General features: G+C 72.2%; 21 protein-coding genes and 1 tRNA gene. 7 read left to right on the top strand and 15 right to left on the bottom strand.

Annotation, left to right across the window (positions count from 1 at the left end):
• Positions 1-2: 2 nt before the first annotated feature.
• Genes H508_RS0112580 through H508_RS0112570 form a run of 3 tightly spaced genes read right to left on the bottom strand, consistent with a single transcriptional unit; the run spans position 3 to position 1065 of the window.
• Positions 3-620: a heme-binding beta-barrel domain-containing protein gene (locus H508_RS0112580; protein WP_026374311.1), complete on the bottom strand. Its 618-nt coding sequence runs from the start codon at positions 618-620 to the stop codon at positions 3-5.
• Between the two features lie 4 nt (positions 621-624).
• Positions 625-747 (bottom strand): hypothetical protein, encoded by a 123-nt coding sequence (locus H508_RS17965; protein ID WP_035255022.1) that lies wholly within the window; start codon positions 745-747, stop codon positions 625-627.
• Positions 748-786: 39 nt separating this feature from the next.
• A complete protein-coding gene (locus H508_RS0112570; RefSeq protein ID WP_026374309.1) occupies positions 787-1065 on the bottom strand; it encodes a hypothetical protein in 279 nt (92 codons plus the stop codon).
• 117 nt (positions 1066-1182) lie between these two features.
• Between H508_RS0112570 and H508_RS0112565 the strand changes: the two genes are divergently transcribed.
• The 4 genes from H508_RS0112565 to H508_RS0112550 all read left to right on the top strand — a co-directional run bounded on the left by H508_RS0112565 (position 1183) and on the right by H508_RS0112550 (position 5866).
• A complete protein-coding gene (locus H508_RS0112565) occupies positions 1183-1824 on the top strand; it encodes a winged helix-turn-helix domain-containing protein (protein WP_026374308.1) in 642 nt (213 codons plus the stop codon).
• Complete coding sequence (mshD, locus tag H508_RS16335; protein ID WP_051223425.1) at positions 1821-2654, top strand: mycothiol synthase; 834 nt, start codon at positions 1821-1823, stop codon at positions 2652-2654. Before H508_RS0112565 ends, mshD begins: the two co-directional genes overlap by 4 nt.
• A 78-nt stretch (positions 2655-2732) precedes the next feature.
• Positions 2733-4925 (top strand): RNA degradosome polyphosphate kinase, encoded by a 2193-nt coding sequence (locus H508_RS0112555; protein WP_026374307.1) that lies wholly within the window; start codon positions 2733-2735, stop codon positions 4923-4925.
• Complete coding sequence (locus H508_RS0112550) at positions 4922-5866, top strand: NUDIX hydrolase (protein WP_026374306.1); 945 nt, start codon at positions 4922-4924, stop codon at positions 5864-5866. The genes H508_RS0112555 and H508_RS0112550 overlap by 4 nt, the downstream gene beginning before the upstream one ends.
• A 142-nt stretch (positions 5867-6008) precedes the next feature.
• On the opposite strand, the gene pstB is transcribed toward H508_RS0112550, so the two are convergent.
• The 7 genes from pstB to H508_RS16325 form a co-directional block, all read right to left on the bottom strand.
• The gene (gene pstB, locus H508_RS0112545) at positions 6009-6788 is read right to left on the bottom strand and encodes a phosphate ABC transporter ATP-binding protein PstB (RefSeq protein WP_026374305.1); all 780 of its coding nucleotides are present in this window, start codon (positions 6786-6788) and stop codon (positions 6009-6011) included.
• A 7-nt stretch (positions 6789-6795) separates the two neighbouring features.
• A complete protein-coding gene (gene pstA, locus H508_RS0112540; protein WP_026374304.1) occupies positions 6796-7878 on the bottom strand; it encodes a phosphate ABC transporter permease PstA in 1083 nt (360 codons plus the stop codon).
• Between the two features lie 3 nt (positions 7879-7881).
• Positions 7882-8814 (bottom strand): phosphate ABC transporter permease subunit PstC, encoded by a 933-nt coding sequence (gene pstC, locus H508_RS0112535; protein ID WP_026374303.1) that lies wholly within the window; start codon positions 8812-8814, stop codon positions 7882-7884.
• Between the two features lie 106 nt (positions 8815-8920).
• Positions 8921-10036 carry a phosphate ABC transporter substrate-binding protein PstS gene (locus tag H508_RS0112530; RefSeq protein WP_026374302.1) on the bottom strand — a complete coding sequence of 372 codons (1116 nt, stop codon included), beginning with the start codon at positions 10034-10036 and terminating at the stop codon, positions 8921-8923.
• A gap of 307 nt (positions 10037-10343) precedes the next feature.
• Positions 10344-10934, bottom strand: a complete 591-nt coding sequence (locus H508_RS0112525) for a hypothetical protein (protein ID WP_026374301.1) — start codon at positions 10932-10934, stop codon at positions 10344-10346.
• Between the two features lie 86 nt (positions 10935-11020).
• The gene (locus H508_RS16330; RefSeq protein ID WP_035255019.1) at positions 11021-11650 is read right to left on the bottom strand and encodes a hypothetical protein; all 630 of its coding nucleotides are present in this window, start codon (positions 11648-11650) and stop codon (positions 11021-11023) included.
• A 44-nt stretch (positions 11651-11694) separates the two neighbouring features.
• The gene (locus H508_RS16325) at positions 11695-14220 is read right to left on the bottom strand and encodes an HAD-IC family P-type ATPase (protein ID WP_245569529.1); all 2526 of its coding nucleotides are present in this window, start codon (positions 14218-14220) and stop codon (positions 11695-11697) included.
• Between the two features lie 147 nt (positions 14221-14367).
• Between H508_RS16325 and H508_RS0112510 the strand changes: the two genes are divergently transcribed.
• A tRNA-Lys gene (locus H508_RS0112510) sits at positions 14368-14440 on the top strand.
• A gap of 21 nt (positions 14441-14461) precedes the next feature.
• Entirely contained in the window at positions 14462-15079 is a 618-nt protein-coding gene (locus H508_RS0112505) for a GyrI-like domain-containing protein (protein ID WP_026374300.1), read from the top strand.
• A gap of 3 nt (positions 15080-15082) precedes the next feature.
• On the opposite strand, the gene H508_RS0112500 is transcribed toward H508_RS0112505, so the two are convergent.
• The 5 genes from H508_RS0112500 to H508_RS0112480 form a co-directional block, all read right to left on the bottom strand.
• Entirely contained in the window at positions 15083-15919 is an 837-nt protein-coding gene (locus tag H508_RS0112500) for a MetQ/NlpA family ABC transporter substrate-binding protein (RefSeq protein ID WP_026374299.1), read from the bottom strand.
• A gap of 40 nt (positions 15920-15959) precedes the next feature.
• A complete protein-coding gene (locus H508_RS0112495) occupies positions 15960-16631 on the bottom strand; it encodes a methionine ABC transporter permease (protein WP_245569528.1) in 672 nt (223 codons plus the stop codon).
• Positions 16632-17402 (bottom strand): methionine ABC transporter ATP-binding protein, encoded by a 771-nt coding sequence (locus H508_RS16320; RefSeq protein WP_051223424.1) that lies wholly within the window; start codon positions 17400-17402, stop codon positions 16632-16634. It lies immediately after the preceding gene.
• 122 nt (positions 17403-17524) lie between these two features.
• Positions 17525-18139 carry a PepSY domain-containing protein gene (locus H508_RS0112485; protein ID WP_026374297.1) on the bottom strand — a complete coding sequence of 205 codons (615 nt, stop codon included), beginning with the start codon at positions 18137-18139 and terminating at the stop codon, positions 17525-17527.
• 68 nt (positions 18140-18207) lie between these two features.
• On the bottom strand, positions 18208-19140 hold the full coding sequence (locus tag H508_RS0112480; protein ID WP_026374296.1) for an aldose 1-epimerase family protein: 933 nt from the start codon (positions 19138-19140) through the stop codon (positions 18208-18210).
• Between the two features lie 143 nt (positions 19141-19283).
• Between H508_RS0112480 and H508_RS0112475 the strand changes: the two genes are divergently transcribed.
• Positions 19284-20663, top strand: a complete 1380-nt coding sequence (locus tag H508_RS0112475; protein WP_026374295.1) for an ABC transporter substrate-binding protein — start codon at positions 19284-19286, stop codon at positions 20661-20663.
• Positions 20664-20831: the final 168 nt, after the last annotated feature.

Raw genomic sequence — 20831 nt, 5'->3', positions numbered from 1 at the left:
GCTCACCCCTCGTCGCCGCCCGCGGGCGTGACGCGCCCGAGCCGGGCGGAAGCGTGGCTCTCGAGCCCGCGGCCGAGCGCCGCGAGGTCCCACGCCCACAGCAGGTGGCCCTCGACGAGCCCGAGCATGCGGGTGGATGCGGTGTGCTCCTTCGCGCTCGCGCCTCGCAGCACCGCGTCGGTCGCGAGGTCGATGCGGGGGCCGGCGATCGTGCCCAGGTAGAGCTCGGCGACGCCCGCGGGGTGGGCGATGAGCGCCTGGATGTCGAAGGCGCCGTCGGGGCGGCGGAGCGACTCGACCGCGTCGAGCGTGCCGAACGCCGGCTCGCCCTCGGGCGGCAGCATGCCGGGTCCAGGGTCGGCGGCCTCGGCGGGGCGCGCGAGCCGCCAGAACCCGGTCTCGGCCGCGAGCGGCGTCAGCTCGTCATCGAGCAGCCATGCGTAGGCCTCGTACGAGAGGTAGGGATGCCCGTGGTGGGCGAAGGAGACGCGCTGGCCGAACTCGTGCTCGACCGTGCGGTCGCCGACCGGGAAGGAGAGCACGCCGGTGCCCTCCCAGTCGCCGACGAGCCACTGGAGCGGGCCGAGCTCCGCGGGCAGCGTGGGGTCGAGCTCGAGCACCGCGCTAGCGCTGGCCCTTGAAGAGGTTGCGGATCACCACGTAGGAGACGCCGAGGATCGCGACCATGGCGAGCCCGAGCAGGCCGAGGTAGAAGATCTCGAAGGCGATGATGGGGATGGCGTCCATGGCTCGATCCTACCCCCGCGCCCCGAGCGCGCGCGGGCGCTAGAGCAGGTGGGTGAGCGGCACGAGCACGGCGGAGGCGATCGCGAGCACGACGACCGAGCCGAACACCGCCGCCGAGAGCCGCGCGACGAGCCCGGGCTCCGTCGGCCCGCCGAGCTGGATCGCGAAGGCCGTGAGCGTGCAGAAGCCCAGCACGATCGGCATCCACACGATGCCGTCGGAGGGCTGCAGGACGCCGACCGCGATCGCGCCGATGGCCGCGAGCAGCCACACGGGCCACACGCTCCCCCACCGCCACGACGTGGCCCTGCTCGCCATGGCCTCATCATGCCGCAGTCGCCTGTGGCGGTCGAACAGGGGCCGGCCGGCGGCCGCGGCGGCGCCGTCGGGAGGCGCTCCGCGCAGACCCTAGGATCGGAACCGGCAGGAGGCTTGATGGCGCACGTCGTGATCTTCACCCGCCGCGATCGGGGAGCGCTGCCCAGTCTCGAGCTGCTGGAGCACCGCGTGACGACGCTCCCCGGCACGGCGGAGGCCGTCGCGCACGCGCCCGCCGCCGACGTGCTCGTCGTCGACGGCGCGGTCGAGCTCGCGAGCGCGAAGGCGCTGTGCCGGCTGCTCGACCGCGACGCGGCGCCCGTGCTGCTCGTGCTCTCCGAGGGCGGCTTCGCGGCCGTGAGCGGCGAGTGGGGCGTGACCGACGTCGTGCTCGACTCCGCCGGTCCCGCCGAGCTCGAGGCGCGCATCCGCCTCGCCCTGAGCGCCCGCGCCGAGGCCAAGCCCATCGTCGCGAGCGGGCTCACCATCGACGAGGCGAGCTACCAGGCGCGCGTCGACGGCCGCCCCGTCGACCTCACCTACAAGGAGTTCGAGCTGCTGCGGTTCCTCGCCGCGCACCCCTCGCGCGTCTTCACGCGCGAGCAGCTGCTGAGCGAGGTGTGGGGCTACGACTACTTCGGCGGCACGCGCACCGTCGACGTGCACGTGCGGCGGCTGCGCGCGAAGCTCGGCGACCTCGAGGGGCTCATCGGCACCGTGCGCGGCGTCGGCTACCGATTCGACCTGGAGACCGCATGATCGACATCGCCCGCGCCCTCGGCGCCGCGTGCGCCGCGCACGACGGCATGCCGCCCTTCAACGACCAGGCGCTCGTCGAGCTCGCCCGCGGGCAGCGGCGCGCCATCGGCGACGAGACCGCGCTCGCGGTCGTGAGCGACGCCGACCGCGAGGTCGAGCTCGCCGTGCACCCCGAGCACCGCGGCCGCGGGCTCGGGCTCGCGCTCGCCGAGCGCGTCGCCGCCGAGCTCGGCGACTTCGACGCGTGGGCGCACGGCGACCTGCCCGCGGCGCGCGCGATCGCCGAGCGGCTCGGCATGCGGCGCGTGCGCGAGCTGCTGCAGCTGCGCTCCCCCGTGCCGCCCGCCGCCGACGGCGCGGCGCCCGACCGCCTGCCCGACGGCGTGCGCGCGTTCGAGCCCGACGACGCATCCGCCCTGCTCGCCCTCAACGCCGCCGCGTTCGCCGACCACCCCGAGCAGGGGCGCATGAGCGCGAGCGACCTCGCCGACCGCATGGCCGAGCCGTGGCACGACGACGCGAACCTCGTCGTGCTGCCGGGCGTGGCGGGCCTCGACGGCTTCGCATGGGTCAAGCCCGACGGCGACGTCGCCGAGCTCTACGTGCTGGGCGTCGCGCCCGGGCGGCAGGGCGCGGGCATCGGGCGGAGGATGCTCGAGGCCGCGTTCGCGCGGATGCGCGCGGTGGGCGCGACGACGGCCCACCTGTACGTCGAGGGCGACAACGAGGCTGCGCTCGGGCTCTACCGGCGGGCAGGATTCTCGCAGTGGGCGATCGACGTGCGATGGCGGCGCCGGGCGACCACCCAGGACGATGGCACCTCGGGTTGAGAGGATGGCGCCATGACCGACAGCACCGCGACCAGCGCTCCCGCGAGCTCCGAGGCGCTCCGCGAGCGCCCGGCGCGCATGCTCGGCGAGGAGCGCAGCTTCCACGACGCCAACAAGGCGGACTTCGACGACTACGACGACGAGTCGAGCTGGTCGGCGGAGCTGCAGGGCACCGCGACCGAGGACGGCCTGCCCGCCGACCGCTTCCTCGACCGCGAGCTCTCCTGGCTCGCCTTCAACGAGCGCGTGCTCGAGATGGGCGAGGACCCGCGCGTGCCGCTGCTCGAGCGCGCCAACTTCCTCGCGATTTTCGCCTCGAACCTCGACGAGTTCTTCATGGTGCGGGTCGCGGGCCTCAAGCGCCGCATCGCGACGGGGCTCGCCGTGCCGACGAACGTGGGCCGCTCGCCGCAGGAGCTGCTGCACGCCGTCGTGCAGCGCGCGCACGAACTGCAGCTGCGGCACGCGCTCGCGGCGCGCGAGTCCTTCCAGGTCGACCTCGCCGAGGCCGGCATCCACGTCGTCACGTGGCGCGACCTCACCGACGCCGAGCGCGCGGCGATGTCGGCGCGCTTCGAGGCCGAGATCTTCCCCGTCCTCATGCCGCTCGCGGTCGACCCCGCGCATCCGTTCCCCTACATCTCCGGGCTCTCGCTCAACCTCGCGGTGCGCGTGCAGGTGCCGGGCGAGGACGAGCCGCAGTTCGCGCGGCTCAAGGCGCCGGCGGTGCTGCCGCGCTTCATCGAGCTCTCGCGCGCGCCCGACGGCGCGCAGCGCTTCCTGCCGCTCGAGGAGCTGATCGCGAACAACCTCGACGAGGTCTTCTCGGGGATGAGCATCATCGACCACCACGTCTTCCGCGTCACGCGCAACGAGGACGTCTCGATCGACGAGGACGACACCGAGAACCTCATCAGCGCGCTCGAGGAGGAGCTCTCGCGGCGCAAGTTCGGGCCGCCCATCCGGCTCGAGGTCGCGGAGGACATCGACGCAGACACGCTCGACCTGCTCGTCGACGAGCTCGGCATCACCGAGCACGAGGTCTACCGGCTGCCGGGGCTGCTCGACCTCACCGGGCTCTTCCAGCTCGCGGGCATCGACCGGCCCGACCTGCGCTACACGAAGCGCGTGCCCGTCACCGCGGCGCCGTTCCTGCCCGGCGACCAGGACGAGAAACCCGACCTCTTCGCGGCGATCACGCGCAAGGACGTGCTCGTGCACCACCCCTACGAGTCGTTCGCGACGAGCGTGCAGGCGCTGCTCGAGCAGGCGGCCGACGACCCGGACGTGCTCGCGATCAAGCAGACGCTCTACCGCACCTCTGGCGACTCCCCCGTCGTGGCGGCGCTCATCCGCGCGGCCGCGGCCGGCAAGCAGGTGCTCGCCCTCGTGGAGGTGAAGGCGCGCTTCGACGAGCAGGCGAACATCCGCTGGGCGAAGCAGCTCGAGCGCGCGGGCGTGCATGTCGTCTACGGCATCGTCGGCCTCAAGACGCACTGCAAGCTCATGCTCATCGTGCGCCGCGAGCAGGGGCGGCTGCGCCACTACTGCCACATCGGCACCGGCAACTACAACCCGAAGACGAGCCGCATCTACGAGGACTTCGGGCTCTTCACCGACAACGACCAGGTCGGTCGCGACATCACGCGGCTCTTCAACGAGCTCTCCGGCTACGCGAAGGAGAAGTCGTACCAGCGGCTGCTCGTCGCCCCGCGCCACTTGCGCAAGGGGCTGCTCGACCGCATCGAGCGCGAGACGGAGGCCGCCGAGGCCGGCCGGAAGGCGCGCATCCGCTTCAAGATCAACGCGATCGTCGACGAGCAGCTCATCGACGCGCTCTACCGCGCGAGCCGCGCGGGCGTCGAGGTGCAGATCTGGGTGCGCGGCATCTGCTCGATCAAGCCGGGCGTGCCGGGGCTGAGCGAGAACATCACGGTGCGTTCGATCGTCGGGCGCTACCTCGAGCACTCGCGGGTCTTCGCCTTCTGGAACGACGGCGCCGAGGAGGTCTTCATCGGCTCGGCCGACATGATGCACCGCAACCTCGACCGCCGCGTCGAGGCGCTCATCCAGCTCACCTCGACCGAGCACATGCGCGACATCTCGCAGCACTTCGACCGCGCGATGTCGCCGCAGACGGCGTCGTGGTGGGCGGAGGCCGACGGCACGTGGACGCGCCGCTTCTACGACGACGACGGCGCGCCGCTCGACGACCTGCACCGCGACCGCATGATCCAGATCCAGCGCCGCAAACGCGCGGGCAGCCGGTGAGCCCGGCTCCGGCCGGCCCGCCCGTGCTCGCCGCAGGCGCCCTCGTCTGGCGGCGGGGCGAGCACGGCGTCGAGGCGCTGCTCGTCGAGCGCACGCAGCACCGCGACCTGTCGCTGCCGAAGGGCAAGCTCGACCCGGGCGAGTCGCTGCCGGAGTGCGCCGCGCGCGAGATCGAGGAGGAGACCGGCTGCGCCGTGATCCTCGGCGCGCCGCTCGGCACGAGCGAGTACCGGCTGCCCGACGGCCGCGACAAGGTCGTCTACTACTGGCAGGCGCCGCTCGGCGACGCCGGCCCGGGGCCGTTCGAGCCGAACGACGAAATCATGGCGCTGCACTGGCTGCCGCTCGCCGAGGCGCGGCGGCGCGTGAGCTACGAGCACGATGCCGCGATCATCGCGCGCTTCGAGGAGCGCCTCGCGCGCGGCCAGGAGCGCACGTTCCCGATCGTCGCGCTGCGGCACGGGAAGGCCGCGGATCCCTACTCCTTCGACGGCGAGGATGCCGCGCGTCCGCTCACGTCGCGCGGCGAGCGCCAGTCGGCGTCGATCGCGCGCGGGATCGCCGCCTTCGGGCCCGAGCGCATCCTCTCGTCCGACGCGCTCCGGTGCCTGCAGACCGTCGAGCCGCTCGAGGCGGTGCTCGGGGTCGAGGCGAAGGCGCGGCACGAGCTGAGCCAGGAGTGGCCCGTCGGCCAGCGCGAGGAGATCGAGCGACGCATCGCGAAGGCGGTGCGGAAGCGGCGCGGCACCGTGCTCTGCAGCCACGCGCCGGTGATCGGCGACATCGTGTCGGCGGTCGTGCACGTGACGGATGCGGCGGAGACGGAGCGCACGCACCGCGCGTCGATGCTGCACACGGCCGAGTTCACGGTGCTCCACGTGAGTGCGGGCTCGGAGCCGTCGCTCGTCGCCCTCGAGACGCACGGCCCGCCGGCCGACTGACGGCCCGCTCCCCCGCGCTCAGCCGAGCGCAGAGTTCCGGCACTCTGCGTTCGCCGCGGCGGGCGAGGCGCAGAGTTCCGGCACTCTGCGGTTCTGCGCGCTCGGACGCGCAGAGTGCAGGCACTCTGCGGCGGGCGGGTGATCAGCCGAAGCGACCGGAGACGTAGTCCTCCGTCGACTGCACCGACGGGTTCGAGAAGATCCTGGTCGTCTCGTCGTACTCGATGAGCTTGCCCGGCTTGCCCGTGCCGGCGATGTTGAAGAACGCCGTCTTGTCGGAGACGCGGCTCGCCTGCTGCATGTTGTGGGTCACGATCACGATCGTGTACTCCTGCTTGAGCTCCTCGATGAGGTCCTCGATCGCGAGCGTCGAGATCGGGTCGAGCGCCGAGCACGGCTCGTCCATCAGCAGCACATCGGGGCTCACCGCGATGGCACGCGCGATGCAGAGGCGCTGCTGCTGGCCGCCGGAAAGACCCGAGCCCGGGATGCCGAGGCGGTCCTTCACCTCGTTCCAGAGGTTCGCGCCGCGCAGCGAGCGCTCGACGAGGTCGTCCTGGTCGCTCTTCGACATGCGGCGGTTGTTGAGCAGCACGCCGGCGAGCACGTTCTCGCGGATCGTCATCGTCGGGAACGGGTTCGGGCGCTGGAAGACCATCCCGATCTGGCGGCGCACGTTGACCGGGTCGACGCCCGAGCCGTAGAGGTTGGCGCCGTCGAGCAGGATCTCCCCGTCGACGTAGGCGCCGGCGATCACCTCGTGCATGCGGTTGATCGTGCGCAGCACGGTCGACTTGCCGCAGCCGGAGGGGCCGATGAACGCCGTGACCGAGCGGGGCTCGATCTCGAGCGAGACGCCCTCGACGGCCTTGAACGAGCCGTAGTAGACGTCGAGGTCGTTGATCTCGATGCGCTTGGACATGTGCGGGTTACCTTCCGGCCTTCGGAGCGAAGAAGTGGGCGATGAGTCGCGCCACGATGTTGAGGATCATCACGATGAGGATGAGGATGAGCGCCGCGGCCCACGCGCGGTCGAAGTACGCCTGCTCCTGGACACCGGGGCTGACGTACTGGTTGTAGGCGAACACGGGCAGCGTCATCATGCGACCCTCGAACACGTTGTAGTTCATGTTCGTCGTGAAGCCGGCGATGATGAGCAGCGGCGCGGTCTCGCCGATGACGCGGGCGACGGCGAGCGTCACGCCCGTCACGATGCCGGCGAGCGCCGTCGGCAGCACGACCTTCGCGATCGTCAGCCACTTCGGCACGCCGAGGGCGAGGGATGCCTCGCGCAGGTCGTTCGGGACGAGCTTGAGCATCTCCTCGGTCGAGCGCACGACGGTCGGGATCATGAGCAGGCTGAGGGCGACGGCGCCGCCGATGCCCGAGCGCACGCCCTCGCCGAAGAAGAGGGCGAAGAGCGCGTAGGCGAAGAGCCCCGCGACGATCGAGGGGATGCCCGTCATGACGTCGACGAAGAACGTGATCGCCTTCGCGAGCCTGCCCTTGGCGTACTCGACGAGGTAGATCGCGGTGAAGATGCCCACCGGCACAGAGATGATCGCGGCCCACAGCGTCACGAGCAGCGTGCCGATGATGGCGTGCAGGACGCCGCCGCCCTCGCCGACGACGTTGCGCATCGAGTAGGTGAAGAGCTCGACGTCGAAGCGCGCCATGCCGTTCGCGACGACCGTGATGACGAGTGAGACGAGCGGGATGAGGGCGAGCAGGAACGCGCCGGTGACGAGCCCGGTGACGAAGCGGTCGGTGGCCTTGCGCCCGCCCTCGATGAGCTGGCTCACGACGGTGATGGCGACGAGGTAGAGCACGAAGCCGATCACGGCGGTCGCGACGATGCTGAACTGGGTGCCCGAAGCGCCTGCGACGAGACCCGCGACGGCGGCGCCGACGAGGAGCGCGCCGAGCAGGGTCGCCCAGGGGCTCCAGCGCGGCAGCTGGCCGGCGGTGAGCGGGTTCTGCGCCTGTCGGGGCGCGCTGATCGTGGTGGTCATGGTCTAGCGACCTCCGTCGACGGTCGTCTTGGCGATGATCCAGCGCGAGAGCGCGTTGACCAGCAGCGTGATCGCGAAGAGCACGAGGCCGGAGCCGATGAGCATGTTGACGGTGATGCCGTGCGCCTCGGGGAAGCGCAGCGCGATGTTCGCCGCGATCGTCGAAGGGTTCTGCGAGCCGACCACGACGAAGGTGACCGCGCCGGCGGAGGCGAGCACCATGGCGACCGCCATCGTCTCGCCGAGCGCGCGGCCGAGGCCGAGGATCGAGGAGGCGATGATGCCCGAGCGGCCGTGCGGCAGCACCGCCATGCGGATCATCTCCCAGCGGGTCGCACCGAGCGCGAGCGAGGCCTCCTCGTTCAGGCGCGGGGTCTGCAGGAAGATCTCGCGGCAGAGGGCGGTGATGATCGGCAGCACCATGACCGCGAGCACGATCGCCGCGGTGAGGATCGTGCGGCCGGTGCCGGAGGCGGGCGGCGAGAAGAGAGGGATCCAGCCGAGGTTGTCGGCGAGCCAGGTGTAGGCGGGCTGCATGAAGGGGGCGAGCACCGCGATGCCCCACAGCCCGTAGATGACCGACGGGATGGCCGCGAGCAGGTCGATCGCGTAGCCGAGGATCGAGGCGAGGCGGCGCGGCGCGAAGTGCGTGATGAACAGCGCGATCGCGATCGCCATCGGCACCGCCATCACCATCGCGAGGAACGCCGACCAGAGGGTGCCGAACGTCAGCGGCCACACCCACGCCCAGAAGCTGTCGTCCTCCGGGAGCGGCCCGATGATCGCGGGCACGGCCTGCGCGACGAGGAAGATGGCGACGCCGGCGAGGGCGATGAGGATGAGCACGCCGGCGGTCGTCGAGACCGCCTTGAAGATGACGTCGGCCGGACGGTTGGGGGCGGATGCTCTCGTCGCGGCCGGTGCTGCGGTGGTCATGGGGCTCCAGCGAATCGGGATGGGCCGGTCATGGGTGACCGGCCGGGGCGACGAGCGCCCCAGCCGGTCGAGTGCGGCGTTGCCGCGGGGTCTGAGACCAGTATGACTACTGGATCGAGCCGACGACCGCGAGGATCTCCTCGCGCAGCTCATCCGAGATGGGGGCGTTGCCGGCGTTCGCCTCACCCGCCGCCTGGCCCTCCTCCGACGCGACGTAGGAGAGGTACGCCTTGACGAGCTCGCCCGCCTCGGCGTCCTGGTACTCGGTGCACGCGATCGCGTAGGAGATGAGCACGAGCGGGTAGACGCCCGCCTCGGTCGTCGTGCGGTCGAGCTCGACGGCGATGTCGCCGTCGTGGCGACCCTCGACGCGCGGCGACGCGTCGACCGCGGCGGCAGCGGCGTCGGCCGTGAACGGCACGTACTCCTCGCCGACCTTGAGCGCGACCGTGCCGAGGTCACCGGCGCGCGAGGCGTCGGCGTAGCCGATCGTGCCGGTGCCGTTCGAGACGGCGTCGACGACGCCCGACGTGCCCTGGGCGCCCTCGCTCGTGCTGTAGACCGACGACGGCCACGTCTCGAACACGCCCTCGGTCCAGTCGGCGGCGGCGGTCGCGGCGAGGTACTCGGTGAAGTTCTCGGTGGTGCCGGAGTCGTCCGAGCGGTGGACCGGCTGGATCGGGGTGGCGGGCAGCGTCACGCCCTCGTTCTGCTCGGCGATCGCCGGGTCGTCCCAGCTCGTGATCTGGCCCGAGAAGATCTTCGCGATCGTCGAGGCGTCCATGTTGAGCGAGTCGACGCCCTCGACGTTGAAGATGACCGCGATGGGCGAGATGTAGACGGGCAGGTCGACCGGCAGGGTGTCGGGCACGCACGCGCCGAACTCGCCCTCGAGCTCCTCGTCCTTCAGGTACGCGTCGGAGCCGGCGAACGAGACGCCGCCCGCGATGAACTGCTCGCGGCCCGCACCGGAGCCTGCCGGGTCGTACGTGACGTTGACGTCGGGGTTCTCGGTCTGGAAGCCGGCGATCCAGGCCTCCTGCGCCGCGCCCATCGACGAAGCGCCCGCGCCCGCGAGGTCGCCGGAGAGGGTCGAACCCGCGGCCTGCGTGCCCGCGGGGGCGCTCTCGTCGGCGGCCGGCTCGTTGGCGGCGCAGGAGCTGAGCAGGAGCGCGCCTGCTGCGGCGACGACCGCAGCGCGGCCGAGCTTCGTGAACTTCACGGTGTTCCCTTCGGAAGGTCGGTGCAGGGCTGGGGACCCTGGGACGGCGCGCAACCGCGCGCCTCGACCACGGTAGGAAGACCGGGTGGCGGGGAGCCGCCCGCGAGGTGAACAGCCGGTGAACTCGGCCGGGGCGCGGCGGCGCCCGGGAACGATGAAGCCGGGCCGCGAACGCCTCTCGGCGGAAGGCCGCTCGAAGCGGCGAATATTGGAGCCCGGGGTTACGCGGCCCGGCTGTACCAGCGTAGCGAGCGCGAGGTCGACACGCCTGGGCGTGCGCTCAGCGCGAACGCGATGGCGGGATGCGTCAGCGCACGTCGACGACGACGTCGTCGACCGCGGGGTACCCGTAGGCGGAGCGGAGCACCACGAGCTGGGGGTCGACACCCTCCGGCAGCTGGATGAGCGCCCTCGCGCCCGTGAACGCGTCATCCACCGCGAAGAAGATGTCGTTCTCGGCGGTCGCGTGCAGCGTGTCCTCCCAGGCGTACTGCTCGCCGTCGCTGCCGATCACCGAGATCCAGAACAGCGACGAGAAGTCGACCCCTCCCTCGACTCGCTCGCCATCGACGAGCAGCGCGATGAAGCGCGTGCCGCTCTCGGGCGAGCCGGCCTCCAGGGGCGGGTTCTCCTCGATGCCGGTCACGGCGAACGACCACGAGTCGCCCGCGTTGTCGTCGACCGTCACGGTCTCGCCGAGCGCCGTGTTCGCGTCGCCGGCGGGTGCGCTGGCGTCGGGGTCGACGGGCTGCGGGTCGACGGGCTGCGGGTCGGCGGGCTGCGGGTCGGCCGGCTGCGCGGGCGAGCTCGGAATTGCCGGCGGCTCGGGGATGCAGCCGGTGAGCACGAGCGCGCCGGCGGCCAGGACGAGTGCGGCTGCGAGCGGGCGACGTGCCATGGCGATCTCCGATTCCGGCCGCGCCCCATGCGCGGACCCGGTTCAGCCTACGGCGTCGATCGGATGCGTCGGGCGAGCCGGGCGGGTCATGCGAGCGAGTCGTCGCGCCACAGGCGCGCGCACACCCGCAGGTCGTCGGCGACGTCGGTGAGCGCCGCGGCGAGGCGGGTGCGCTCGCGCGCCCGCTCCGGGTTCGTCGGCTCGTCGACGTGCGCCGACTCGACCGCCCCCGCGGCCGTCACGACGGCGAAGGCGGCGGCGCGGTCGAGCGCGAGCGCGAAGTCGCCGGTGAAGACGCCGCGGAGGATCGTCTCGGAGAGCGAGCGCAGCTCCTCGGGGCTCGCCGGTGCCGGCACGCCCGCGACGACCGGCGCGGCCGTCTGGAGCGCATCCGCCCCGTGCTGGTAGAGCACCGCCGCCTCGGCGGCGCGCTGGGTCACGAGCGCGTGCAGCAGGTTGACGCGCCACAGCGCGCCGGGCAGCGAGTGCGGCCGGGCGTGCGACCAGAGCTCGGCGACCGTGTCGATGCCGTCCTCGCGCGCGAGGGTGAGGATGCGCTCGACCACCTCGGGATCGGCGCCGCCGCGCACGCGCGAGAGCAGCGCTTGCGCGGTGTCGGCCGCGAGCTGCAGCCGCAGCACCGGATCGACGTCGCCCTCGATCCGCTCGAACCAGTCGTTCGAGAAGCGGGTGGGGCGGTGGAAGTCGTCGGCCATCGCCCACCATCATCGCGGATGCCGCCTGTGCGCGGCAGGTGCGACTAGGTCGAGCGCACGATCGCGGGCGGCAGCTTCGGGGCGAGCCGGTGCCACACCTCGATGAGCCCGCTCGCGGCGAGGCCGATCGCGATCGACCACGCGATGATGGGCGTCGGCGGCAGCTGGAACTCGAAGAAGTCGCGCACGATCGGCACCGTCACGGCGGCCACGAGCCCCGCGATCATGACCGCGACGATGAGCGCCCGCACCGCCGTGAACGGCCGGCACGCGATGCCGAGCACCCACAGCCCGCCGACCGTGAGCGTGAAGACCGCTGCGGTCTGCACCTGGCGCTCGTCGAGCCCCGCCTCGCGCCCGAGCATCGTCGCGGCGACGACCGAGAGCGCGATCGTGATGCCGGAGGGCACCGTGAACCGGAGGCTGCGGAAGAGGAAGCCGGGCACGTAGCGCGTCGCGGCGGGCATGAGCGCGAGGAAGAAGGCGGGGATGCCGATCGTGAGCCCGTCGGTCGCGGAGAGCTGCCGCGGCAGGAACGGGTACTGCATGAGGAGCGCTCCGAACACGAGCGCCATCGTGAACGCGTAGGTCGTCTTGGTGAGGAAGATGCGCGAGACGCGCTCGATGTTCGCGATCACCTGTCGGCCCTCGTCGACGACGCGCGGCAGGTGCGAGAAGCGGCCGTCGAGCAGCACGAGCCTCGCGACGGCCTTCGTGGCCGCGGCGCCCTCCCCCATCGCGATGCCGAGGTCGGCGGTCTTGAGCGCGAGCGCGTCGTTGACGCCGTCGCCCGTCATCGCGACCGTGCGGCCCTGCGCCTGCAGCGCCTCGACGATGCCGCGCTTCTGGCCCGGCGTCACGCGGCCGAGCACGTGGTGCTCGGCGAGCACCGCCGCGAGCGCCTCGCGGTCGGCGGGCAGCTGCCGCGCGTCGAACGCATCGCCCTCGAGCGGCACGCCGACCTGGCGGGCGACGGCGCCGACGGTGCGCGGGTGGTCGCCCGAGAGGATGCGCACCTCGACGCCCTGCTCGCGGAAGTAGTCGAGCGTCGCGGGCGCGTCGTCGCGCACGTGCTCGCCGAACGCGAGCACGGCGACCGGGGTGAGCGGCGGCAGCTCGAGCCGCTCGGCGCCCTCGGGGTCGATGGGATGCGCGGCGTGGCCGAGCACGAGGGCGCGGCGACCGAGGGCGGCGATCTCGAGCGCGCGCCGGGCGGCCGGGCTCTCGCCGTCGTCGCCGAGCACCGACTCCGGGGCGCCGAGCACCCACGTGCCGAGCGCGGGCCCGTCGTCGAACGCGACGGCGCTCAAGCGGCGCGCCGAGGAGAAGCCGATCATCGCGCTCGGCCGCAGCGCCGGGTCGGGCAGCAGCGGCCGGATCGCGGCGGCGGTCGCGTTCGCGTTCTCGTCGTGGCCGAACCAGGCGAGCGCGAGCGGCCACGCGCCCGACGCGCGCTCGAGCGCGGTCGCCGGGACGGCATCCGCCACAGTGCCGTCGGGGAGGATCGGGGTCGCCTCGAGCAGCTCGATGTCGCCCTCGGTGAGCGTGCCGGTCTTGTCGAGGCAGATGACGTCGACGCGCGCGAGGCCCTCGACGGCCGCGAGCTCCTGCACGAGCACCTGGCTGCGGGCGAGCTTGACGGCCGCGACGGCGAACGCGATCGAGGTCATGAGGATGAGTCCCTGCGGCACCGAGGCGGAGATCGCCGCGATCGCGAGCACGACGGCGTCCTCCCACTCGCCGCTCGCGATCGCCGCCTCCCAGCCGCCGCGCGCCTGCATCTGGCCGTTGAGCACGATCGCGATGAGCGGCACGAGCGCGATCGAGATCCACTTGACGACCCGGTTGAGCGCGCTGCGCAGCTCGGAGTGCACGAGGGAGAAGCGGCGCGCCTCGGCGGTGAGCTTCGCGGCGAACGAGTCGCCGCCGACGTTCGTGAGCTGCACGGCGGCCGAGCCCGAGGAGACGGCCGAGCCCGAGAGCACCCCGTCGCCCGCGTGCTTGAGCTGCGGCTCCGACTCGCCCGTGAGGAGCGACTCGTCGAGGTCGATGCCGTCGGTCGCGACGATGACGCCGTCGGCGGGCACCTGGTCGCCGCGGCGCAGCAGCAGGATGTCGTCCTGCACGAGCTCCTCCATCGCGACGTCGCGCTCGGCGCCGTCGCGCAGCACGGTGCTGCGCGCGACGTGCAGGAGCGCGAGATCGTCGAGCTTGCGCTTCGCGCTGTACTCCTGCACGACGCCGATGAGCACGTTCGAGATCGCGGCGAACGAGAAGAGCGCGTCCTGCCAGCGGCCGAGCACGAGCAGCACGGCGGTGCACACCGCGATCACGAGGTTGAACAGCGTGAAGAGGTTCGCCTGCAGGATCGACACGAGCGAGCGGCTCGAGGCGTTCGCGAGCCGGTTGACGCGGCCGTCCGCGACGCGCTCGGCGACCTCGGCAGCGGTGAGCCCTCGCCCGGTGTCCGTCGTGGAGAGCAGCCGCTGGCGGTCGGGCTCGCCGACGAGGGTGCGGGTCTCGTCGATCTCGTCGTCGGTGCGGGTCGCGGTGCGCGCGGGCGTGTTCACAGGCTGCGGCTTCCATCGGGAGCGGGGACGCGACAAGACTGGCGGATGGTCGACCCGCACGACAGGGGGCGGGCCCGAAGATCCGCCTAGCGGTTGACCCTGCCCAGCGCGCGCTCGGCACCTCGAGCGCACCTATCCTTGAGGCGCGGGCCTGTAGCTCAGTCGGTAGAGCATCGGACTTTTAATCCGCTGGTCGTGGGTTCGAGCCCCACCGGGCCCACTCCCCTCGTCGAGGAGGACGATGCACGCCAAGGTCGACCTCAAGCGCGAGCTCGACGCGTACCGGGCCGCGCCGGGCGAGGTGCGCTTCGTCGACGTGCCGCCCCTGTCGTACCTCGCGATCGACGGGCACGGCGACCCGAACGGGCCGGCCTTCGCCGAGGCGGTCACGGCGCTCTACCCGCTCGCCTACGCGGTCAAGACGGCGAGCAAGCGGGAGCTGGACCGCGACTTCGTCGTGATGCCGCTCGAGGGGCTGTGGTCGGCGAACGACTGGTCGTCGTTCACGGATGCGCGCGACAAGACCCGGTGGGACTGGACGCTGCTCATCCTGCAGCCCGACTGGATCGACGAGGCGATGCTCGAGGCGGCGCGCGAGCGGGCCGACGCGAAGGGCGCCGCGGCCCGGCTCGCGGACGTGCGCCTCGAGCGGCTCGAGGAGGGCCGCTGCGCGCAGACGCTCCACGTCGGCGCGTTCGACGACGAGGGTCCGGTGCTCGCACGCGTCCACGACGAGATCCTGCCCGCCGAGGGCCTCCGCCCCCGCGGGCGCCACCACGAGATCTACCTCAGCGACGCCCGCAGGGTCGAGCCGGCGAGGCGGCGGACGATCCTCCGCCAGCCCGTCGAGCCCGCGTGACGCCTAGAAGGCGACCTCGATCGTCTCATTCGACTCGATCACCTCGCGCACCTCGTCGCTCGTGAAGGCCTCGATGAGCGCGGCGGTCGCCTCGGAGTCGGCGTCCTCCTCGCGCACGACGACGTTGAGCGCGAAGTGGTCGTCGAGCTCGGTGATGAGGCCGTCGTCCTCGGGGTTGAGCCCGAGTGCCGAGATGTGGGACGGCCACTGGAAGACGAGGTCCGCCTCCTCGTAGGCGGTGTTGAGCGAGCTGATCGGCAGCTGCAGGAACTCGAGCTGCTTCGGGTTCGCGGCGATGTCGTCGACGGTCGCCTCGTAGGGGTCGACCGCGGGGTCGAGCTCGATGACGCCCTCGCTCGCGAGCAGCTTGAGCGCGCGGCCGGTGTTCGACGCGTCGTCCGGGATGGCGACGGTCGCCCCGACCGGGAGGTCGGCGATGTCGTCGAGCGTCTTGGAGTAGAACGCGATGACGAAGTTGTAGACCGGCTGCACCCCGGTGAGCGTGCCGTCGTTCGCGGCGTTGAACTCCTCCATGTAGGGCACGTGCTGCGAGAAGTTCGCGTCGATCTCGCCGTCGTTGAGCAGCGTGTTCGCGGTGACGTAGTCCGAGACCTCGACGAGCTCGATCTCGAAGCCGTCGCCGATCGCCTCGGCCGCCGCCTCGACGACATCCGTCATCGGCGACGTGACCGCGGCGACCTGGATCGTCGTCGGCTCGGCGCCCGCCGCGTCGGTCGCGCCGGGGGCGGCCGACTGCTGGGCACCGCAGCCCGCGAGGAGGAGGGCGGAGGCCGTCGCGGCGGCGAGGAGGGCGGTGGAGCGGATGGTCGTGGAGGGCACGGTGGTCCTGCTTTCTTCAGTGGTTCGAGGTCGGGGCGGCTCAGCGGTGGTCGAGCCGCACGGAGATGCGGTGGCCGATGCCCTGCAGCGCGAGCACGCACACGACGATGACGGCGATGGTGATGTACATGAGCGCGTCGTTGTACTCCTGGTAGCCGTAGCGCATCGCGAAGTCGCCGATCCCCCCGCCGCCGACGACGCCGAGCACGGTCGAGTACGACAGCAGGCTGATCGCGGCGGAGGTCAGCGCGTAGACGAGGCCGGAGCGCGCCTCCGGCAGCAGCACGCGGAGCACGGCCTGCGGCACGGTCGCGCCCATCGTGCGCGCGACGAGCGAGATGCCGGGCGGGATCTCTCGCAGGATCTGCTCGACGAGCCGCGCGTAGATCGCGACCGCGACGAAGCACAGCGGGAGGGTCGCGGCCTGGGTGCCGAAGCTCGTGCCCATGACGGCTCGCGTGAACGGGATGAGGAAGACGACGAGCAGCAGGAACGGGAAGGAGCGGACGATGTTGATGTACATGTTCGCGATCGACCACACCGGGCGGTGCTCGGCGAGGCCGCCGCGGCCGGTGAGGAAGACCGTCATGCCGAGCGGGAGCCCGACGAGCACGGCCGCGAGGAGCGAGACGACGAGCATGTAGCCGGTCTCGGCGAGCGCCTCCGCCATCGCGTCGCCGTGCTGGGCGAGCAGCGCCGTGATCCACTCCACCTACATCAGCTCCCGGCGGACCTGCTCGCGGTAGCTCGGCATCGACCGGTAGTCGCTGCGCGCCACCGCGAAGAGCTCCCGCACCGCGCCGCGCTCGAGCAGCGCCGCACGATTGCACAGCGCCTTGACGACGTCGAGGTCGTGCGTGATGACGATGACGGTCGAGCCGAGCTCGTCGCGCGCCTTCTCGAGCACCCGCAGCACGTCGGCGGTCGTCGTGGTGTCGAGCGACGAGGTCGGCTCGTCGCACAGCAGCAGCGCCGGTCGTCCGACGAGGGCTCGCGCGAGCCCGACGCGCTGCCGCTCGCCGCCGCTCAGCTGTGCGGGGTAGTGGTCGGCGCGGTGGCCGAGGCCCACGAACTCGAGCATCTCGTCGATCGCCGTCGCCTGCGCCGCTCGTGCGGGCCGCTCGCTGCGGGGCCCGAGCTGCAGCGCGAGCCGGACGTTGTCGCGGACCGTGCGGCTGCTCAGCAGGTGGATGCCCTGGAAGACGACGCCGATCTCGCGCCGGAGCTCGCGGAGCCCGCGCCGGCCGAGCGCGCCGACGTCGCGGCCCGCGACCGTCACGCGTCCCGCGTCGGGCACGACGAGCCCGCTGAGCACCTGCAGCAGCGTCGACTTGCCCGCGCCGCTCTCGCCGATGACGCCGAAGATCTCGCCCCGGCGGATCGTCAGGTCGACGTCGTCGAGCGCCGGGCGCGGGTCGTCGGCACCGCGGTAGCGCTTCGAGACGGCGGCGAGCTCGACGATCGGCGCGCCGCTCGCTTGCATGGTCTGTCCGCTTCCCGTCACCGGCGGCGCCCGCCGATCGCTATTTCTGTACCGGGATCAACTATAGCCCCGCGGGCATGCGAGGGCCGCCCCGCTCGGTGCGGGGCGGCCGTGCGCGAGGATCAGACGCCGTCGACGCGGAGGATCGAGCCGTCCGTGATCGAGACGAAGACCTCGCCGCCGTCCTCGAACGAGACCTGCCACGCCTGCGCGTCGCCCTCGTCCTCGAGCGAGGCGTCGTCGAAGGCGCTGCTCTCGCCGATCTCGTCGGCCGCTGCCTCGAGCGCCTCCACGAGCGTGATGCCGGCAGCGTCGAGCGCGGCGCGGTCGTCGGCGTCGACCTCCTCGGCGTCGTCGGAGGTCGAGACGATCGAGGAGCCGTCGCCGCTGACGATCACCGTGATCTGGCGCGTGCCGTCGGCGATGTCGATCTCCCAGGCGCGGTCCTGGTCCTCGTTGTCGATCTCGTAGGCGACGCCGCCGGTCTCCTCCTCAGCACGCTCGATCGCGGCGATCGCCGACTCGATGCCCTCGATCCCGCGCCCGGTCTCGCTCGGCTCGGTGCTCGCCCCGCTCCCGCTCTCGCTCGCGTCGGGCACGGCCGACGTCGCGACGGGCTCGGCCGAGCGCGGCGGCTGCTGATTGCCGGCGCCGCCGGAGCACGAGGCGAGGGCGAGGGTGCCCGTCGCTGCGAGGGCGATGAACAGGGGGGCGCGGAGCTTCGAGTCGATGGCCATGCGGACGACGCTAGCCACGGCGGGTGGGAGCCGCGTGGGAGCCGACTGGGAGCTCCGATGCCGCCGACTCAGATGCCCACCGGCGCGATGCCCCAGCGGCCGCGCCACGACTCCCCCGGCTCGAGCCACACGAGCCCGTGGCCCGAGTTGAGCGCGTTCGCGGGCGCGCTCATCGGCTCGACCGCGACCGCGTGCCGGGGGCCGTCCGGGGCGGGGAACTCGCGCGGGGTGAAGACGACCGTGTACGGGTACGCGTCGTCCTGCCACAGCTCGACGCCGCGGCCGCGCTCGTCGAGCAGCGACGACGTCGCGACGCCGTCGACGAACTCGAGCCCGGCGTAGTTGTGGTCGATGTCGAGCTCCGACAGCCGGCGCCCTCCGCGCAGGTCGGGGGCCGACGCATCCATCGCGTCCACGAGCGTCTCGTCGGTCGGGATCAGGTCGACGGCGTTGAAGACGCGCTCGGCGGGCACCGTGAGGGTCAAGCGGTCGGCGGGCGTGCCGCCGACCGCGAGGAACGGATGCGCTCCGCACGCCCACGGGGCGCGCTCGGCGCCGCCGTTGATCGCCTCGTGCGTGACGACGAGCCCGTCGTCGGTGAGCTCGTACGAGACGAAGGTGTCGATGAGGAACGGGAAGCCGGCCTGCGGGTAGATCGTCGCCTGCAGCAGCACCCGCGATGCGGACTGCTCGAGCAGCCGGTAGGGCGCGAAGCGCAGCAGCCCGTGGCTCGCGTTGCCCTTGTCGCGCTCGGTGATCGGCAGCCGCTGGACCTCGCCGCGCAGCCGCCAGTCGCCGCCCGCGACACGGCCGCCCCACGGTGCGAGCACGATGCCCTGGGCCTTCGCCGGCCGGGCGTCCTCCGGGAACGGCTCGATGAGGTCGAGCCCCTCGATCGTGAGCTCGCGCAGGCCCGCCGCGACCTCGGTGACGGTCGCGCGCATCCGCTTGCCCTCGACGTCGTGGGCGATCGTGAACTGCTGTCCGGTGGGAGGCCGCATGCCGCGAGCATAGGAGATGGGGGACGCGACTTCTCGGGTGTCCCCCACTTCTCCAGCCGAGCCGGTGTATGTTCCGACCAACGAGCGGCCCGGCATGGGTGCCGGACCGCCCCCTTCGCGGGGATCGGTCGAAAGGCATGAGGATGACGAGCAGAAGGTTGGGTGCGGGTGCTGCGGCGCTCGCGGCGACGCTGGCACTGACGGCGTGCGGCGGCGGAGGCGGCAGTGACGCCGCGGCCGCGGAGTTCTCGACCGAGTACTCCGGCACGGTGAGCGCGTGGGGCTTCGAGAACGCCGACGACGTCGGCCAGTCGCGGCTCGATCACGCCGAGGAGGTGCTCGGCGCCTCCGACACGACGATCGAGATCGATGCGACGTCGTTCGACGCGCAGAAGTTCACGACCCTCGCGGCCTCGGGCCAGGTGCCCGACGTCGTGCAGATGGACCGCAACTTCGTCGCGACCTACGCGGCGCAGGGCCTCATCATGCCGCTCGACGCGTGCTTCGAGGCGCACGGCGTCGAGCCCGACGACCGCTGGTACGAGCAGGTCGTCGACGACGTCGAGTGGGACGACCAGGTCTGGGGCGTGCCGCAGTTCTACCAGCCGCCGGCCGTGCTGCTGAACATGCGCGTGCTGAACGACGCGGGTGTCACCGAGGAGGAGATCGACCCCTCGAACCCCGACGCGCTGCTCGCCGCTGCCGAGCGGATGACGGTGCTCGAGGGCACCAACCCCACCCGCATCGGCTTCGACCCGCAGGGCGTCTCGAAGGCGGCGCTGTGGATGATGAGCTTCGGGGGCGGCATCGTCGACGACGAGGGCCGGCCGAGCCTCGACCGCCCCGAGAACGTCGAGGCGGTCGAGTTCCTGCAGGAGCTCTACGACGCGCAGGGCGGCTACGCGAACGTCAAGAGCTTCGTCGACTCCTTCGACGTCTTCGGCGACGGCAACACCTTCGTGAACGACACGGTCGGCGCCGCGATCTGGGACCAGTGGTACCCCAACGTGCTGACGCCCTACGCGGGCGAGATCGAGATCGCCGCGGTGCCGATGATGGCGCAGGACGGCGAGCCGATCACCGCCGCCTCCGGCCAGGCGTTCGTCATCCCGGCGAACGCGCAGAACCCCTCGGCCGGTTGCGCGTGGGCGCTCGAGCTCACCTCCCCCGAGGCATGGCAGGCCGCCGGCGAGGCGCGCGCGGAGACGACCGCGTCGAACCCGGAGCGCCAGGGCATCAACACCGGCCTTTTCACGGGCTCGCCCGACGTCGATCAGGACCTGCGTGAGCAGTTCGCCGACGCGGCGGGCTTCGCCGGCTTCGACGACGTCATCTCGACCTACTACGAGGTGGCCGAGGATGGCGAGTCGTTCGGCGCCTCGCCCGCGGGCCAGCAGATCCAGTCGGAGCTGCAGAACGCCGTGACCTCGGCGCTCCTCGGCGAGTCGAGCCCTGAGGAGGCGCTCGCGCAGGCGCAGGAGGCCGCGATGCGCGCGCACGACCAGGTGGTCGGCGGCCAGTAGGTCGCTCGCACCGCGAGAGGGGCGCGCGACCTGACGGTCGGGCGCCCCTCTCGCGTGCTCGAGCCGAGCGACGAGGCGCGGCGCGAGACGGCGCCGACACGTCATCGACGCGCGCGCTGGGTGGTACCGAAGTGTCGCCCGCCGGCCGCGCGACCGACCATCCGGTGC

It is taken from the genome of Agrococcus lahaulensis DSM 17612, assembly GCF_000425105.1.
Classification (GTDB): domain Bacteria; phylum Actinomycetota; class Actinomycetes; order Actinomycetales; family Microbacteriaceae; genus Agrococcus; species Agrococcus lahaulensis.
This window is presented reverse-complemented; position numbering and strand designations above follow the sequence as displayed.

Coding starts and splice junctions, on each gene's coding strand:
- H508_RS0112555 (WP_026374307.1), top strand. CDS start 2,733: ATGCTCGGCGAGGAGCGCAGCTTCCACGACGCCAACAAGGCGGACTTC.
- H508_RS0112480 (WP_026374296.1), bottom strand. CDS start 19,140: ATGCGGCCTCCCACCGGACAGCAGTTCACGATCGCCCACGACGTCGAG.
- H508_RS0112485 (WP_026374297.1), bottom strand. CDS start 18,139: ATGGCCATCGACTCGAAGCTCCGCGCCCCCCTGTTCATCGCCCTCGCA.
- pstB (WP_026374305.1), bottom strand. CDS start 6,788: ATGTCCAAGCGCATCGAGATCAACGACCTCGACGTCTACTACGGCTCG.
- H508_RS0112505 (WP_026374300.1), top strand. CDS start 14,462: ATGCACGCCAAGGTCGACCTCAAGCGCGAGCTCGACGCGTACCGGGCC.
- H508_RS16320 (WP_051223424.1), bottom strand. CDS start 17,402: ATGCAAGCGAGCGGCGCGCCGATCGTCGAGCTCGCCGCCGTCTCGAAG.
- H508_RS0112565 (WP_026374308.1), top strand. CDS start 1,183: ATGGCGCACGTCGTGATCTTCACCCGCCGCGATCGGGGAGCGCTGCCC.
- H508_RS0112525 (WP_026374301.1), bottom strand. CDS start 10,934: ATGGCACGTCGCCCGCTCGCAGCCGCACTCGTCCTGGCCGCCGGCGCG.
- pstC (WP_026374303.1), bottom strand. CDS start 8,814: ATGACCACCGCAGCACCGGCCGCGACGAGAGCATCCGCCCCCAACCGT.
- pstA (WP_026374304.1), bottom strand. CDS start 7,878: ATGACCACCACGATCAGCGCGCCCCGACAGGCGCAGAACCCGCTCACC.
- H508_RS17965 (WP_035255022.1), bottom strand. CDS start 747: ATGGACGCCATCCCCATCATCGCCTTCGAGATCTTCTACCTCGGCCTG.
- H508_RS0112475 (WP_026374295.1), top strand. CDS start 19,284: ATGACGAGCAGAAGGTTGGGTGCGGGTGCTGCGGCGCTCGCGGCGACG.
- H508_RS16330 (WP_035255019.1), bottom strand. CDS start 11,650: ATGGCCGACGACTTCCACCGCCCCACCCGCTTCTCGAACGACTGGTTC.
- mshD (WP_051223425.1), top strand. CDS start 1,821: ATGATCGACATCGCCCGCGCCCTCGGCGCCGCGTGCGCCGCGCACGAC.
- H508_RS0112570 (WP_026374309.1), bottom strand. CDS start 1,065: ATGGCGAGCAGGGCCACGTCGTGGCGGTGGGGGAGCGTGTGGCCCGTG.